Here is a 15,160-nt window from a genome sequence, read left to right as displayed (position 1 = left end):
GACAATCCGCCTGTGTCAGTTCCACGTCACTGCGAGCAGCCCGGCCAGGCCGAGGGCCAGTGCCGCCAGCGCGTCGCCGGCGATCAGGCCGCCACCCAGCAGCGATGCGGTGCTCATGTCCTCGGGCAGCGCCTGCCGCTCACGCCTCGCCCCAGGCCTGCGCCCGGCCAAAGCGCCGCCGACGCTTGCCGCCACGCCGCCCGCGGCCATCCAGCCGGCCGCCGCCAGGTTGACGAAGCCGCCGAAGGACGATGCATAGGGTGACGGCAACAGCACCGCATCCAGCAAAAAGTCCGCCACCCTGCCCCGCCGGCCAGACTGCGCGAAGCGCTGCCACGCCGGGCCGCCCAGGATGACCTTGCGCAGCACCGCCGTAGCCAGCCCCAGGGCCAGCCCGAGCGCGACCGCGGCATGCTGGGCGGCGCGCGGCTGCGCCAGCCCGTGCAGCACGCCGACGATCTTGTAGGTCATGGCCGAGGCCCAGCGCGCCGGCTGCTGGTCCGCCGGCAGTTGTGTCTGGTCCAGCGCCAGCACCGGATACGCCTGCATGAACAGCCGCGCCATCGCCACGGCCACAAGCGCGCCTACCACGATGCCGGCAACCTGGTAGCCGAACTGCACCATGCGGTCGCTGCCCAGGCGCCAGCCGGTGGAGCGGTCCTGCTGCATGTCGCTGGCTTCGGCGGTCGCCACCAGCAGCACCGTCGCCGCGATCAGGCCGACATGCGGCGCGCGCAAGCCGGCCGCGGCCATCAGGATCACCGTCAGCACGAAGGCGGACGAGATCGGGTTCTGGTCGACCATGCCGACCGAGATGCCGTTGACCAGCGCGAACACCAGCACCAGCAGCACCGCCATCAGCTGGAAGACCGGCGGCTGGCCGAACCACGCGACGCCCGCCGCGACCGTGGCGGTGCCCCACAGCAGCGCCCACGCGGCCACCCAGGCCATGCCGGGTCCACGCCGCGCCTGCGCCTTTCGCGGGGCCCGGCTACGCCACTGCCGCCACGCCTGCGCCAGCAGCAGCGCGACATCGAGCGCGGCCGCCCCCATGATCATCCCCAGCGCCACCAGGAAGGTGGCCTTGCGATATGGTTCGCCAGGCGCGAGCCATCCCACCGACACGAACCACGGCGTCAGCGCCCAGCCGGCAAGGCCGCCCACCAGCGCGGCAATGCCGATGCGCGCCCCGACGATCATGCCCGCGCCGAATGTCGCCGCCGACAGGTCCAGCGCCGCCAGCCACGACACGCGCGCCGCGCCCAGGCCGCTGGCCAGCCCCAGCGCCATGCCGCCGCCCAGCCGCGCCACCGAGCGCCGCAGCAGCACCGGGTCGGTCAGCGCGCGCAGGATATTGGCAACCGCCAGTCCCGACGGGAACGTCAGCTGCATCCGGTCCACCAGCAACGGCGTGTACAGCATGCCGATGCCCACGCCGTACATGCCGATGCACAGCATGTAGAGCACCAGCTGCCACAGCGGCGGCTGTGCCAGGCCGAGCCAGGTCATCGCCTGCAGCACCACCGCCATGCCGCCCATGCCAGCCACCGATGCCGCCGCGGTCTGGATGTAGTTGGCGCCATGCCGGCCCGGGGCGCCGTAGCTGGCCGTCACCACCGAGCCGAGTATGCCGGCCAGCACCTGGCCACCGACAAAGAAGCCCAGCGAGAAATTCATGTAGGCGGCGGCAATGCCGCCAAGTGGACCGAGCACCAGCATGCCGGCCGCGCCCAGCAGCGCGTGGTAGCGCCAGCTGCCGGCAGCGGGCAGCCAGCTGGCGCGGTGCACGGCGTCGGTGGGCAGGGTTGGCATGGCGAAGGTTCGCAGGCAGCAGTAGCGGGGTGCGTTCTGCGAAGCATAGGCCACGGTACCGGGTAGGCGATGTGCGACTTGTCTCTCTTTACAGGGCGGCGCCGCCGAGCCAGCCGGGTAAACACTGGTTTCGTGCGCAACCATCTGGGATATAGTTGCGTACGAAACCAATTACATCAAACGAGACCAGCCATGACCGACTCCACCGCACCACGCGCGGCCGTGCCACCGGTACCGCCTCCCGCGACGCCGCGCCCCTGGCCCCGACACGTACCCGTGCTGATCGCCGGCGGCGGCCCGGTCGGGCTGGCGCTGGCGGCACTGCTGGCGCGCTACGGCGTCGCCTCGCTGGTAGTGGAGGCCGACGACGGCTACTGCGCCGGCAGCCGCGCCATCTGCATGTCGCGCCGCTCGCTCGAGATCCTGGGCTGGGTCGGCGCCGACCAGCAAACGGTCGAAACCGGCCTGCCCTGGGTAGGCGGCCGCAGCTACTACCGCGACGCCGAGGTGCTGCATTTCCGCATGCCGAGCGAGCCGGACGAGCGCTTTGCGCCGATGGTCAATATCCAGCAGTACTACCTCGAAGCATTCGCGCACGAGGCCGCGCTGCGGGGCGCCACGCCGGCCGAGGTGCGCTTCGGCGCGCGCGTGCGCACGGTGCGTCCGCATGACGGCGGCGTGGTCGCGGAAATCGAGAGCGCCGACGGCGTGGTGCAGGTCGACGCGCAATGGCTGGTCGCCTGCGACGGCGGGCGCAGCACGGTGCGCGAGCAACTGGGCCTGCGCATGGAAGGCACCCAGTACGAAGGCCGCTATGTCATTGTCGACATCGTGCAGAAGACCCGGCGCGAGGTGGAGCGGCTGGCCTGGTTCGACCCGCCGTCGAATCCGGGCTCGACCATCCTGATGCACCGCCAGCCCGACGATGTCTGGCGCATCGACTACCAGATCCGCGACGACGAGGATGCCGAGGAAGCGGTCAAGCCGGAGAACGTGCTGCTGCGCGTGCAGAGCCACCTCGACATGATCGGCGAGACCGAGCCCTGGCAGCCGCTGTGGATCTCGATCTACAACGCCAAGTGCCTGACGCTGCAGGACTATCGCCACGGCCGCGTGCTGTTCGCCGGCGACGCCGCGCACCTGGTGCCGATCTTCGGCGTGCGCGGGCTCAACTCCGGGCTGGATGATGCCGGCAACCTGGCGTGGAAGCTGGCAGCGGTCGTGCGCGGCCAGGCCGCGGACAGCCTGCTCGACTCCTATTCGGCCGAACGCGTCCACGCCACCCGGCAGAACATCGCCTACGGCGCCAAGAGCACCGAATTCATGGCGCCCCCCGACTTTGCCTTCCGCCTGATGCGCGAGGCCACGCTGCGGCTGGCGCAGGGCGGCAGCCCGGTGCGGTCGCTGATCAACCCGCGCCAGTCGGCACCGATCGCCTATGCCGGTTCGCCGCTGAACGGCGCCAGCGACTTCGGCGCCGACTGCCCCGGCGCCGCGCCCGGGTTGCCCGCTCCGGAGGCGCGCGTCGCCAGCGCGGAAGGCATCGGCCACCTGACGCAATGCTTCGGGCAGCGCTTCACGCTGCTGTACTTCGGTGATTCGCCAACGCTGCCTGCCCCGCTGGCCGCGCTGGTGCAGGCCTATCCGCATACACTGCAGGCCCGCGTGATCGTCAACGGTAACGCCGGCCCCGCGCAGGGCGCACTTGCCGATGTCGCCGGCCAGGCGCAGGCGCGTTACGGTGCCCGGCCGGGTACGCTCTACGCGATCCGCCCCGACGGGTACGTGCTGTCGCGCTGGCGCGCGCCCGCATGGGACGAGGTCGGCGCAACCCTCGCCCCCCTGATGCAAACCCCGCAATCCCAACCCGCCGGAGCCCGCCATGCAAGCTGATGACCTCGACCTCGCCTATACCCGCCTGTGCGAGGCCTTGGGCCGCGTTGGCGAAGCACGATCTCCGCTGCTGCTGGCGATGATGTGCCTGGGGCTGATGAGCCGGCAGGATTCGCTGGCACCGGTGCTGGCATTGATCGACGAGGCGGAGGCACGCAGCCAGGCGTAGGCACTACAATGCCGACGCCGACCGGACATCGCCATGAAACCACTGCCACGCCTGGACCAGTTCCTGACCTACCGCCTGCACCAGGTCAACAAGCTCAGCGACAAGGACAGCGCCGCCGCCTACCTGGAGCAGTGCGGCCTGCTGCTGAGCGAAGGCCGTTGCCTGGCCGCGATCGGCGCGTTCGCGCCGCTGTCGGTCAACGCGCTGGCGCACCGCGCCAACCTGACCAAGGGCCAGGCGAGCCGCTCTGCGCAAGCGCTGGTGGAACGGGGGCTGGTCAGCAAGGAAACCAGCGCCGCCGATGGCCGTGGCGTGGTGCTGTCGCTAACCGCGCAGGGCAAGCCGCTGTACCGGCAGGCGATCGCCATGATTGCGCGGCGCAATGACGAGATCTTCGGCTGCCTGAGCGAGGATGAGCAGGCGCTGCTGGGCAGCCTGCTCGACCGGCTGGTCGCGCACGCTGCCCGGCAGGACGGCGCGGCGGACAGCGACGAGGACTAGCCGCAAAGACCAGCGACGACGCCTAGCGACGCAAGCCGTCCACGTGCGCGCGCGCACCGTCGCGGCGCGCGGCGTCGGCTACTTCGTTGGTGACCACGGTCTGGCCGATCGGCGCCAGCGCGATGCCGGCCAGCTTCAGGTGCTGGATCGCGAACGGGATGCCGATGATGGTGACGAAGTTGGCGACCGCCGCCATCACGTGGCCGATCGCCAGCCACACGCCGGCAAACACAAACCACAGCACATTGCCCACCAGCCCCAGCGCGCCGGTGCCGACATCGTCGCGCCCGGTCAGCTCGCGCCGGCTGATGGCCTGCTTGCCGAACGGGAAGAAGGTGAAGCCGCCGATCACGAAGCAGGCCTTGCCCCACGGGATGCCGACGATCGAGATAAAACAGAGCAGCCCGGCCAGCCACCAGGCCAGGCCCATCACCACGCCGCCGAGGATGAACCAGAGGAAGTTGCCGATTGCGCGCATGCGAGCCTTTTGTATGTGAGCAGGAGAGGACTTCGATGATACGCGCGGCGAGGGAGCGTACCCGTTTCTGCGTGCCCGTTTCTGGCCACTGGCAATGACTCCTGTGCATGGCTCGCGGGGCTGAATTGCGATCGCAAACCTGCAGCGGCGCGCCGCATGGCATTGCGTCGCACCTGCAAAGCGTACCCATTTCTGCGTGACTTTGGCCGGGGCTCAGGCCGCTGGAAATACAACCCTGACACGCAGCCCCGGCCGCGCGTCTTCCAGCGCCACGCGCGCCCCGTGCGACTGCGCGATCTCCGCCACGATCGCCAGGCCCAGCCCGCTGCCGCCGGTCGGCGCCTCCGGCACGCGGTAGAAGCGGTCGAACACGCGTTCGTGCTCCCCGGCCGGAATGCCGGGGCCGTTGTCGCTGACCACCAGCTCGACCGAACGCCCGTCGCTGCCGCGCGCGACCTGCACGTCGACGCGGCTGCCGGCCGGGATATAGGCCAGCGCGTTGTCCAGCAGGTTGGTCAGCAGGATGCGCAAGGCATCGGCATCGCCATGCACAATGGCAGGCGCCGCGTCGGCGTCGGCATCGCCATCCACGCCCAGGTCGATATCGCGATCCAGCGCAGCCTGGGCCAGCTCCGCCACCACGCCGGTGGCCAGCGCGCGCAGCGCGACCGGCTCGTGCGGCGGCGTGGCAGCGCCGGGCTCCTGCCGCGCCAGAGTGAGCAGCTGCGTGACGAGATGGGTCAGCCGCTCCAGCCCCTGGCGCAGCTTTGCGAGCGCCTCGTCGCGCGCAGCGCCGCTGTCGGCACGCTCGACCAGCTGGGCCTGCAGCTGCAGCGCGGCCAACGGCGTGCGCAGCGCGTGCGCGGCGTCGGCCACGAAGGCGCGCTGCGTGTCGATGGCGTGCGAGAGCCGCGCCAGCAGCTGGTTCAGCGCGGCGCTGAGCGGCGCGATCTCGTCCGGCATCTGCCGCAGCGCCAGCGGCGCGAGCGTGGTGGCGTCGCGCGCGCGCACTTCGGCAGCAATCTCGCGCAGCGGCCGCAGCCCGCGCCCCACCGCCATCCACACCAGCCAGCCCAGCAGCGGCAGCAGCAACAGCAGCGGCGCCACGGTACGCAGCGCCATGCGCGCGGCCAGCGTGCGGCGCGCGCTCATCGGCTGCGCGATCTGCACCACGGTGGGCCCGAGCTGCATGCTGTACAGCCGCCATTCGCCCTGCTGCGTGGTCACATTGGAGAAGCCCAGCTCGGCGCGCGCGGGCAGCGCCGGGTGCGAGTGCGACAGGTACAGGCTGCGCCCGGAGCCGTCCCAGATATGGATGACGACATCCTCGTCGGCATGCGACAGGTCGTCGGGCGAGCCGATGAAGGGCGGCACCACGGGGTTGGCAAACTGGCTCGGCAGCGCCGCGGCCATCTGCTTCATCTGGTAGTCGAACAGCGCGTTCGCTTCCTGGCGCGCCTGGCCGTAAATCAGCGCGGTGGCGATGGCAATGCCGGCGAGCAGTCCCGCTGCCAGCCACCACAGCAGCGTTCGCTGGATGGAGCGCATCAGCCGGGCTCTCCCTCGCCGTCCAGGCGCGGCACCACGTAGCCCACGCCGCGGATATTGCGGATCAGCGCGGTGCCGAATTTCTTGCGCAGCGCGTGGATATAGACCTCGACGGTATTGCTGCCGACCTCGTCGTCCCAGCCGTACAGGCGCTCCTGCAGCTGCGGCACCGACCAGACCTTGCCCGGCCGCGACATCAGCGCCGACAGCAGCGCGAACTCGCGCGCCGACAGCCGCACCGGCTCGCCGCGTTGCGTGACCTCGCGCGTGGACGGGTTGAGCACGATCTCGCCATAGGTCACCAGCGGCTCGGCCCGTCCCGCGGCGCGGCGCGCGAGCGCGTGCATGCGCGCGGCCAGTTCCTGCAGGTCGAAAGGCTTGACCAGGTAGTCGTCGGCGCCGGCATTGAGGCCGGCGACGCGGTCGGCGACCGCATCGCGCGCGGTGAGGATCAGCACCGGCGTTGGCACGCCGCGCGTGCGCAGCGTGCGCAGCACGTCCAGCCCCGAGCGGCGCGGCAGGCCGAGGTCGAGCAGCACCATGTCGTAGCAGGCCTCGCCGTCCTGCGACGACGTGGCCGCGGCCAGGCCGGCGTCGCCGTCGCGTACCCAGTCGACGGTGAAGCCCTCCTGCCGCAGCGCCTGCCTGACGCTGTCGCCGATCATGGCGTCGTCTTCCACCAGCAGCACGCGCATGGCTAGGCGTTCCCCGCTTCGCGGTCCAGGCGCTCGGCCAGCGCGCGCGCCAACCCCGGCAGCGCGGGGTGGCGCGCGGTGACGACATGGACCGGCACGTCTTCGAGCCAGCCGCGCATGCGGCCCTTGGCGACAAAGCGCTCGGCGAAGGTGGAGGCCTGCAGCGCCGGCACGAAGCGCGGCAGGATGCCGCCGCCCAGATAGACGCCGCCGCGGGCGCCCAGCACCAGCGCGATATCCGCCACGACCGAGCCCAGCAGCCCGAAGAACACCGTCATGGTGCGCTGGCATAGCGGGTCGTTGCGCTGGAACGCGCCGTCGGTGACCTGCTCCGGCTGCAGCGGCGCGAGCAAAAGCGTACCCGTTTCTGCGGCCAGCGCGGCATGGATCTGCGACAGCCCGGCACCCGATAAAAGCCGTTCCGCGGACACCCGGCCGAGCTGGCGATGCACCGCGCGCCACGCCACCCATTCATCGTCGGTGGCCGGCATCAGTTCCATATGGCCACCCTCGCCGGCCAGCGCCACCATCTGCCCGCCCGGAGCGGGGACCAGCCCCGACACGCCCAGCCCAGTGCCCGGCCCCACCAGCGCCAGCGGCGCGGCCGGCACCACGGTGCCGCTGCGCACCCGCGCCAGGCCGTCCGCCGGCAGGTGCGGCAAGGCCAGCGCCAGCGCGGTGAAGTCGTTCAGCGCCACCAGAGTCTGCAGGCCGAGCGCGCGGCGCATGCCCTCGATCGAGAACGACCAGTTGTGGTTGGTCAGCTTGACCTGATCGCCGGTGACCGGATTGGCCAGCCCGACCGCCGCATGGCGCGGCAAGCGCTGCCTGGTGGCCGCCAGGCCATCCAGGAACTGGCGCATTGCGGCTTCGAGCGAGGGAAAGTCGGCGACCTTGAGCGCGGTCACCGGCCCGATCTGCATCGGCGCGGACTCGATCGCGAAGCGCACGTTGGTGCCGCCGACATCGCCGAGCAGGCGCGGGAAGGTGGCGCTGGCGCTGGCGCGGGCGGTCGCGGGAGTGGAGGCGGTGTCAGCCATGGCGTCGGTCACGTCCCCTTCAGTCAGAATTCAGGCCTTGAACACATCGAATCCATGCCGGTGGCGCGACGCCACCAGGCTCACCGGCAGCGCCGGCGTCGGCCCCTGCAGCACGCGTTCGAGCACCTTTGCCTTGGCTTCGCCAGTGACGGACAGGAAGGCGCGTTCGGCCGCCAGCAGCGCGGCCAGGTTCAGCGTGATCCGCGCATGCGGCGCGGTGCCCGGATGCGTCAGCAGGTAGGCCGGCTGCGGATCGCTCAGCGCGTCCTGGAGTTCGGGCGCGTCCGGGAACAGCGACGCGGTATGCCCATCCTCGCCCATGCCGAGCACCACCACGTCAGGCTGGCGGAACGCGCGATTCGCGCGCGCCACCGCCGCGGTTGGGTCGGCCACGTCCTGCGCATCGGCTACCAGCGGGATAAAGGCGGCGCTGCCCGCGGCCTCGCGCAGCAGGTGCGCGCGCACCAGCGCGGCATTGCTGTCGGGGTGGTCGGGCGGCACCACGCGTTCGTCGACCAGCGTCACCGTCACCGCTTCCCAGCGCAGCGGACGGTAGCGCAGCCGCTCGAACATCGGCACCGGCGAGCGTCCGCCGGACACCGCCAGCACCGCCCAGCCGTTGACGCGGATGGCGAGTTCGAGCGCATTGCTGATCGAGATGGCCAGGGCCTCGGCCTGGTCCATCGGGGTGGGATGTTCAAACAGGCGCATATGGTTCCCTCTGGTTCAGGCTTCTTCGTGCCACAAGCCGCCGTCGCGCGACATCAGCGCCGACGACGCGGCCGGGCCCCAGGTGCCGGCGGTGTAGGGCTTGGGCGGTACCGTGCTGGCTTCCCATGTATCGATGATGGGCTCGACCCAGCGCCACGCCTGCACCTGCTCGTCGCGGCGCACGAACAGACCCAGCCGGCCGCGGATCACGTCCAGCAGCAGCCGCTCGTAGGCGCCGGCGCGGCGCACCTTGAACGAGTTGGCGAAGTCGAGGTCGAGCGAGGTCGGCGTCAGCTCGAGCGTGTCGCCGGGCTGCTTGACCAGGCAATACAGCCGGATGCTTTCTTCGGGTTGCAGCTGGATCACCAGCCGGTTCTGCGGCGACAGCGTCAGCGGGCGCGGAAAGATCGCGTGCGGCACGTCGCGGAAGTGGATCACGATCTCGGCCACGCGTGCCTGCATGCGCTTGCCGGTGCGCAGGTAGAACGGCACGCCTTCCCAGCGCCAGTTGGCGATCTCCGCCTTGATCGCGACAAAGGTCTCGGTGCGGCTGTCCGCGGCGATGCCGGCCTCATCGGTGTAGCCCGGCACCGGCTTGCCGCCGATGGCGCCGGCGCGGTACTGGCCGCGCACGGTTTTCTCGGCGACGTCCTGCGGCGTGATCGGCTTGAGCGCCTTCAGGATCTTGATCTTCTCGTCGCGGATGGCGTCCTCCGATAGGCTGGCGGGCGGCTCCATCGCCACCATGCACAGCAGCTGCAGCAGGTGGTTCTGCACCATGTCGCGCAGCGCGCCGGTCTGGTCGTAGAAATCGCCGCGCGTTTCCACGCCGAGCTCTTCGGCGATGGTGATCTGCACGTCCCGGACCCACTCGCGCCGCCACAGCGGCTCGAACAGGGCATTGCCAAAGCGGATCGCCATCAGGTTCTGCACCGACTCCTTGCCGAGGTAATGGTCGATACGGTAGATCTGCTCTTCGGCGAAGTAGTTGGCTACCGCCGAATTGATCGCCTCGTTCGAGTCGAGGTCATGGCCCAGCGGTTTTTCCAGCACGATGCGTACGTTTGGCGCCGTGCGCGTATTGAGCCCGGTGCGGGCGAGCTGCTCGCAGATCGACACGAACAGGTGCGGCGCGGTGGCGAGATAGCACACCACCACTTCCGGCCTGCGCGACAGCACCTTGTCGGCAAGCGCATCGAAATGCGCGGGCACGCGTGCGTCGGCCTGCACGTAGGTGATGCGCGCGCAGAACTTCTCCCATGACTCCGGCGGCGCATGGGCCAATGCGGGCCGCACGGTCTGCTCCAGCGACGCGAGGTAGTCGCCGGTCGACAACGGCTGGCTGCCGGTGGCGAGGATACGCGCAGCCGGATGCAGCAGGCCGGCGTGGTGCGCGTCGAACAGGGAAGGCAGCAGCTTGCGCCGCGCCAGGTCGCCGGTGCCGCCGAACAGCACCATGTCGAAATCAGGCATGCTCACCCTGTGCTCCTTGAGGATTCGGGAGGATTCGAGTTGTGGCGGCCATCGCGCGCTGGCGGGCCGTGTTGCGGCAAGTTTACGTGAGTCGCTACGGCTTGGCGAGGCAAGCGTACCCATTTCTGCGTGGCGCGCCCGGGCCGCGGGCGGGCCTCCGGCGTGCAGCGCCCGGCAAAGTGCGCTAGGCTGAAAGCTCCCCCGCAGGAGAACCCCATGCCACGTCATCCAGTGCTCGAGCGGGTCACCGCCCGCATCGTCTCCCGCAGTGCCGCCACCCGCCAGGCGTACCTGGACCGCACCCGCGCCATGGCCGGGCAGAAAGTGGAACGCGCCCAGCTCTCCTGTACCAACCTGGCCCACGCGGTGGCCGCGATGCCTGACGAAGCAAAGATCCGGCTGAAGGCCGACGAGCGGCCCAACCTGGCGATCGTCTCCGCCTACAACGACATGCTGTCGGCGCACCAGCCGCTGGCGGCCTATCCCCAATGGATCAAGGAAGCCGCGCTGGAGTCCGGCGGCACCGCGCAGTTCGCGGGCGGCACGCCGGCGATGTGCGATGGCGTGACGCAGGGCCAGGACGGCATGGACCTGTCGCTGTTCTCGCGCGACGTGATCGCGCTGGCTTCGGCCGTGGCGCTGTCGCACCAGATGTTCGATGCCGCGCTGTACCTGGGCGTGTGCGACAAGATCGTGCCCGGCCTGGTGATGGGCGCGCTGTCGTTCGGCCACCTGCCCGCGGTGTTCGTGCCGGGCGGGCCAATGACCACCGGTATCAGCAACGACGAGAAGGCGCGCACGCGCCAGCTCTATGCCGAAGGCAAGATCGGGCGTGAGGCGCTGCTCGAAGCCGAGACCCGCTCCTATCACGGCCCCGGCACCTGCACCTTCTACGGCACCGCCAATTCCAACCAGATGCTGATGGAAATGATGGGGCTGCACCTGCCGGGCACCGCCTTCGTCAACCCCGGCACGCCTCTGCGCGAGGCGCTCACGCGCGAGTCCGCGCGCCAGGCGCTCAAGCTGGTGCATGGCGGCGAGCGCTACACGCCGGTGGCCGAGGTGCTGGACGAACGCGCCTTCGTCAACGGCATCGTCGGGCTGCTGGCCACCGGCGGCTCGACCAACCACACGCTGCACCTGATTGCGATGGCGCGCGTGGGCGGCATCGTGCTGGGGTGGGACGACTTTGACGAGCTGTCCGCGGTGGTGCCGCTGCTGGCGCGCGTGTACCCCAACGGCAAGGCGGACGTAAACCAGTTCCAGGCGGCCGGCGGGCTGCCGGTGGTGATCCGCGGGCTGCTGTCGCTGGGACTGCTGCATGACGACGTGACCACCATCTTCGGCCGCGGGCTGGAGGACTATACGCGCGAGCCAGTGCTGCGCGACGGCAAGCTGGGCTGGATCGACGGCCCGGCGGCGCCGCTCGATGACAGCATCGTGCGCAGCGCCGACCAGCCGTTCTTGCCGGACGGCGGCATCAAGGTGCTGGACGGCAAGCTGGGCCGCGCGGTGATCAAGACCTCGGCGGTCAAATTGGAGCACCAGGTCGTTCAGGCGCCGGCGATCGTGTTCGAGCGTCAGGACGACCTGCTGCACGCATTCAAGCGCGGCGAGCTGGAGCGCGACTTTGTCGCGGTACTGCCGTGGCAGGGCCCGGCCGCATGCGGCATGCCCGAGCTGCACAAGCTGACGCCGACGCTGACGGTGCTGCAGGATCGCGGCTTCCATGTCGCGCTGGTCACCGACGGGCGCATGTCGGGCGCATCCGGCAAGGTGCCGGCGGCGATCCATGTCTGTCCCGAGGCGTTGCGCGGCGGCACGATCGCGCGCGTGCGCACCGGCGACATGATGCGCGTGGATGCGCCCGCGGGCGTGCTTGACGTGCTGGTGCCGGAAGACGAATGGCGCGCGCGCGAGGCCGCCCATCCGGACCTCAGTGCCAACCGGCACGGCGTCGGCCGCGACCTGTTCGCGGCCTTCCGCAGCAATGTGAGCACGGCCGAAAGCGGCGCCTGCACGCTGTTTGCCAACGAGGGCAAGTAGCGCACGTTCGGCGGTATTCGGCGGCAGCGTCTGCGTACCCGTTTCTGCGTGCTGTCACCGGGAATGCGGCGCCTCGCCGATAACCGGCGGACTCGCAAATTTTTATGTAATTAGTGAATATTGATCGCGCGATGTCAGACGATCACAGACAAAGACATGGCGCGCCACACCGAAAGGGCATAACCGGGCGCCAATTGGTTTCCCGCACAATCCGCCAGCAGTGCGTACCCCGTCTCCCCAGCCCTTGCCCGGCAAGGCTGGCGGCGAGTCACGCGGAGCGCGACGATCCCGCGCGCCAGGTGCCGGGCGTGACCCCGAACGCGGCACGGAAGCGGTGGCTCAGGTGGCTGGCCGAGGCAAACCCGGCACGCACGGCTACTTCATGCAGGCCAGGCCATGGCTCGGCCAGCAGCTGGCGGGCGCGCTCGAGCCGCGCCCTCAGGATCCAGGCATGCGGCGGCATGCCGAACGAGACCCGGAACATGCGCGCGAAGTGGAACTCCGACAGGCCCGCCAGAGCGGCCAGCTCGCCCAGGGTCGGGTTGTGCGCCGGATGGGCCTCGATCCAGTCGCGCACCGTGCGCCTCGCCTGCGCCGACAGGCCGCCGCGCCAGTCCGCCGGCGCGGCGCGCCCGGCATGCTGCAGCACCAGGTGGCTGACCGCCTCGTGCGCCAGCGCATTGCAGGCCATGCGCGCATCGGGGTGGTGCCAGTCGAGCGCGGCCAGCCGCTGGCTCAATGCGTACAGGAACGGATCGTCGGCAAAGGTCAGGTCGCGCAGCGCCACTGAACGCGGCTCGCGGTCGAGCAGGCGCACGCAGTGCCAGGCCAGCATCTCCGGCCTGAAATACAGGTGAACGAAGCGCTGCGGGCCGCCCACGTGCCAGCGCGACTCATGGTCCGCCGGCAACAGGCAGAGCCGCCCGGGCGCGCCCTTGTTGCCGGGCTGGTCGCGCCGGTAGGTGCCAAGGCCGCCTTCCAGGTAGACCGAAACCGTGTGATGGCCGGGATGGGCGTAGGCGGTATCGTCGTCCCGGTTGCGCCATAGCGCCACGCCCAGCCCATCGCCCAGCATGGCCGCGCGCTCCAGCGACGCGCGCGAGCCGGTGAGCGCGGCGAAGACCGCGTGGCGCTGGAGCGGATCGGACGGAGCGGCCATGTGACGGGGGCTGACAGGAGCTGGCGGGGCGACGTCGGCGGGGCGCCCCGGGGTAACTTTCAGCGACGAAAGTTGGTCCGGAAAGCCGCCGCACAAAGCTGGACTATACCGTCAGCCGGGCGGTGGCTGCTCATGCGGCAGCCAGCCAAGGACTAAGCAGGAGCTACGCAGAAACGGGTACGCTTCGTGGCCCCGCCACAGCCTGGACAGATCTGGGCGGCGAACAATCTGCGCTTGTCAGGTGGCGAGTTCATGCAGCCGGTCGCGCGAGGCCAGCGCCGGGAACAACCGCATCCACACCGCCACCACCAGCAACGTGCCGACGCCCCCAAGGATCACCGCGCCCACTGGCCCGAACAGCGCGGCGGTCACGCCGGATTCGAACTCGCCCAGCTGGTTGGAGGCACCGATGAATACCGAGTTGACCGCGCCGACACGCCCGCGCATGTCGTCGGGCGTATCGAGCTGGACCAGCGTCGAGCGCACCACCACGCTGATCATGTCCGAGGCGCCAAGCACCACCAGCGCGGCCATCGACAGCGGCAGCCACGTCGACACCCCAAACACCACGGTGGCGACGCCGAACAGCGCCACCGCGCCGAACATGATGCGCCCGGAGCGCCGGTTCAGCGGATGGCGCGCCAGCCACAGCGCCATGACCAGCGCACCGACCGCCGGCGACGAGCGCAGCAGCCCCAGGCCCCACGGCCCGGTATGCAGGATGTCGCGCGCATAGATCGGCAGCAGCGCCACCGCGCCGCCCAGCAGCACCGCGAACAGGTCCAGCGAGATCGCACCCAGCAGCACCGGCCGGCTGCGGATATAGGCAAAGCCGGCAAACACCGTGCTCACGCTGACCGGCGCGGTCAGCCGCTGCGCGGCCTGGCGCAGCGTGATGCCGCTGACCAGCACCGCGGCGATGACGAACAGCGTCGCGCTCAGCGCGTACACCACGCCGGGGCCCGCCACATAGGCAAAGCCGCCGATGGCCGGGCCGATGATGATCGCAGTCTGCCCGGCGGAACTGGCCAGCGCCACTGCGCGCGGCAGCTGGCGCGGCGCCACCACGCTGGGCAGCAGCGCCTGCAGCGTGGGGTTCTCGAACGCGCGGGTGGCGCCGATCAGTGCCACGAAGATAAAGATGTGATGGCTGTCGATCCAGCCGGTAAGGCTGACCACCGCCATGCCGGCGGCCAGCAGCGCTTCGATCGACTGGCACGTGCGCACGATGCGGCGCCGGTCGAAGCGGTCGGCAACGTGGCCGGACATCAGGATCAGCACCACCGAGGGCAGGAACTGCACCAGCCCGACCATGCCCAGCATCAGCGGGTCGCGCGTCAGGTCGTACATCTGCCAGCCCACCGCCACGGTAAAGATCTGGTAGCCGATGGTGGTGCACAGGCGGGCGAACCAGTAGCGGCGGAACGCGGCGTCGCCAAAGACGCTATCCGGCTCGGCGGCCGGGACGGTGGCAGGGGAAGACATGGATGCGAAGGACGGGATCGGACCGCGAAGGCGCCGCGGCAAAGCGCAGCAATGTGCTGCAAAGGCGCCCGGCAAGCGGCGGAGTAAAGCCACGATTTTACGGTGGCTGCTGAATTAGTGCATACACGTGCATGCCCTGCGCGCCAGCAG

Annotated in this window: 13 protein-coding genes; 4 read left to right on the top strand and 9 right to left on the bottom strand. The window is 70.2% G+C overall.

The genetic code is table 11. The features are described from left to right. Positions 1–15 precede the first annotated feature (15 nt). Positions 16–1,812, bottom strand: coding sequence for an OPT/YSL family transporter (locus AC5WJ1_RS22270; protein WP_135703341.1), 1,797 nt, complete (start codon positions 1,810–1,812; stop codon positions 16–18). A 192-nt stretch (positions 1,813–2,004) separates the two neighbouring features. Between AC5WJ1_RS22270 and AC5WJ1_RS22265 the strand changes: the two genes are divergently transcribed. Genes AC5WJ1_RS22265 through AC5WJ1_RS22255 form a run of 3 tightly spaced genes read left to right on the top strand, consistent with a single transcriptional unit; the run spans position 2,005 to position 4,375 of the window. After that, complete coding sequence (locus AC5WJ1_RS22265; RefSeq protein ID WP_135703342.1) at positions 2,005–3,705, top strand: FAD-dependent oxidoreductase; 1,701 nt, start codon at positions 2,005–2,007, stop codon at positions 3,703–3,705. Next, positions 3,695–3,874: a hypothetical protein gene (locus AC5WJ1_RS22260; RefSeq protein WP_135703343.1), complete on the top strand. Its 180-nt coding sequence runs from the start codon at positions 3,695–3,697 to the stop codon at positions 3,872–3,874. The genes AC5WJ1_RS22265 and AC5WJ1_RS22260 overlap by 11 nt, the downstream gene beginning before the upstream one ends. A 33-nt stretch (positions 3,875–3,907) precedes the next feature. Continuing rightward, positions 3,908–4,375, top strand: a complete 468-nt coding sequence (locus AC5WJ1_RS22255; protein WP_135703344.1) for a MarR family winged helix-turn-helix transcriptional regulator — start codon at positions 3,908–3,910, stop codon at positions 4,373–4,375. Between the two features lie 22 nt (positions 4,376–4,397). Here AC5WJ1_RS22255 and AC5WJ1_RS22250 read toward each other — a convergent pair whose 3' ends face one another. From AC5WJ1_RS22250 to zwf, 6 genes are all read right to left on the bottom strand, one after another. After that, positions 4,398–4,853 carry a YccF domain-containing protein gene (locus AC5WJ1_RS22250; RefSeq protein ID WP_133095580.1) on the bottom strand — a complete coding sequence of 152 codons (456 nt, stop codon included), beginning with the start codon at positions 4,851–4,853 and terminating at the stop codon, positions 4,398–4,400. Positions 4,854–5,066: 213 nt separating this feature from the next. Further along, the gene (locus AC5WJ1_RS22245) at positions 5,067–6,401 is read right to left on the bottom strand and encodes a sensor histidine kinase (protein WP_494476960.1); all 1,335 of its coding nucleotides are present in this window, start codon (positions 6,399–6,401) and stop codon (positions 5,067–5,069) included. After that, positions 6,401–7,096, bottom strand: a complete 696-nt coding sequence (locus tag AC5WJ1_RS22240; RefSeq protein WP_195430368.1) for a response regulator — start codon at positions 7,094–7,096, stop codon at positions 6,401–6,403. Before AC5WJ1_RS22240 ends, AC5WJ1_RS22245 begins: the two co-directional genes overlap by 1 nt. A gap of 2 nt (positions 7,097–7,098) precedes the next feature. Beyond that, a complete protein-coding gene (gene glk / locus AC5WJ1_RS22235) occupies positions 7,099–8,136 on the bottom strand; it encodes a glucokinase (RefSeq protein WP_195430372.1) in 1,038 nt (345 codons plus the stop codon). 30 nt (positions 8,137–8,166) lie between these two features. Then, on the bottom strand, positions 8,167–8,847 hold the full coding sequence (gene pgl, locus AC5WJ1_RS22230; protein ID WP_195430375.1) for a 6-phosphogluconolactonase: 681 nt from the start codon (positions 8,845–8,847) through the stop codon (positions 8,167–8,169). Between the two features lie 15 nt (positions 8,848–8,862). Beyond that, positions 8,863–10,320, bottom strand: a complete 1,458-nt coding sequence (gene zwf / locus AC5WJ1_RS22225) for a glucose-6-phosphate dehydrogenase (RefSeq protein ID WP_133095575.1) — start codon at positions 10,318–10,320, stop codon at positions 8,863–8,865. Between the two features lie 216 nt (positions 10,321–10,536). On the opposite strand from zwf, the gene edd reads away from it, so the two are divergent. Continuing rightward, complete coding sequence (gene edd, locus AC5WJ1_RS22220) at positions 10,537–12,366, top strand: phosphogluconate dehydratase (RefSeq protein WP_195430378.1); 1,830 nt, start codon at positions 10,537–10,539, stop codon at positions 12,364–12,366. A 268-nt stretch (positions 12,367–12,634) separates the two neighbouring features. Here edd and AC5WJ1_RS22215 read toward each other — a convergent pair whose 3' ends face one another. Next, entirely contained in the window at positions 12,635–13,525 is an 891-nt protein-coding gene (locus AC5WJ1_RS22215) for a helix-turn-helix domain-containing protein (RefSeq protein ID WP_135703349.1), read from the bottom strand. A gap of 237 nt (positions 13,526–13,762) precedes the next feature. Beyond that, the gene (locus tag AC5WJ1_RS22210; RefSeq protein WP_135703350.1) at positions 13,763–15,010 is read right to left on the bottom strand and encodes an MFS transporter; all 1,248 of its coding nucleotides are present in this window, start codon (positions 15,008–15,010) and stop codon (positions 13,763–13,765) included. Positions 15,011–15,160: the final 150 nt, after the last annotated feature.

It is taken from the genome of Cupriavidus sp. MEYA8 (assembly GCF_059278825.1).
Note: the sequence above shows the minus strand (reverse complement) of the source record. Positions and strands in the feature narration are given on the sequence as shown.

Bases quoted from the DNA above. Each gene is read 5' to 3' on its own strand.
- AC5WJ1_RS22245 (WP_494476960.1), bottom strand. From the start codon at position 6,401: ATGCGCTCCATCCAGCGAACGCTGCTGTGGTGGCTGGCAGCGGGACTG.
- AC5WJ1_RS22270 (WP_135703341.1), bottom strand. From the start codon at position 1,812: ATGCCAACCCTGCCCACCGACGCCGTGCACCGCGCCAGCTGGCTGCCC.
- AC5WJ1_RS22215 (WP_135703349.1), bottom strand. From the start codon at position 13,525: ATGGCCGCTCCGTCCGATCCGCTCCAGCGCCACGCGGTCTTCGCCGCG.
- AC5WJ1_RS22250 (WP_133095580.1), bottom strand. From the start codon at position 4,853: ATGCGCGCAATCGGCAACTTCCTCTGGTTCATCCTCGGCGGCGTGGTG.
- AC5WJ1_RS22210 (WP_135703350.1), bottom strand. From the start codon at position 15,010: ATGTCTTCCCCTGCCACCGTCCCGGCCGCCGAGCCGGATAGCGTCTTT.
- AC5WJ1_RS22260 (WP_135703343.1), top strand. From the start codon at position 3,695: ATGCAAGCTGATGACCTCGACCTCGCCTATACCCGCCTGTGCGAGGCC.
- zwf (WP_133095575.1), bottom strand. From the start codon at position 10,320: ATGCCTGATTTCGACATGGTGCTGTTCGGCGGCACCGGCGACCTGGCG.
- pgl (WP_195430375.1), bottom strand. From the start codon at position 8,847: ATGCGCCTGTTTGAACATCCCACCCCGATGGACCAGGCCGAGGCCCTG.
- AC5WJ1_RS22240 (WP_195430368.1), bottom strand. From the start codon at position 7,096: ATGCGCGTGCTGCTGGTGGAAGACGACGCCATGATCGGCGACAGCGTC.
- edd (WP_195430378.1), top strand. From the start codon at position 10,537: ATGCCACGTCATCCAGTGCTCGAGCGGGTCACCGCCCGCATCGTCTCC.
- glk (WP_195430372.1), bottom strand. From the start codon at position 8,136: ATGGCTGACACCGCCTCCACTCCCGCGACCGCCCGCGCCAGCGCCAGC.
- AC5WJ1_RS22265 (WP_135703342.1), top strand. From the start codon at position 2,005: ATGACCGACTCCACCGCACCACGCGCGGCCGTGCCACCGGTACCGCCT.
- AC5WJ1_RS22255 (WP_135703344.1), top strand. From the start codon at position 3,908: ATGAAACCACTGCCACGCCTGGACCAGTTCCTGACCTACCGCCTGCAC.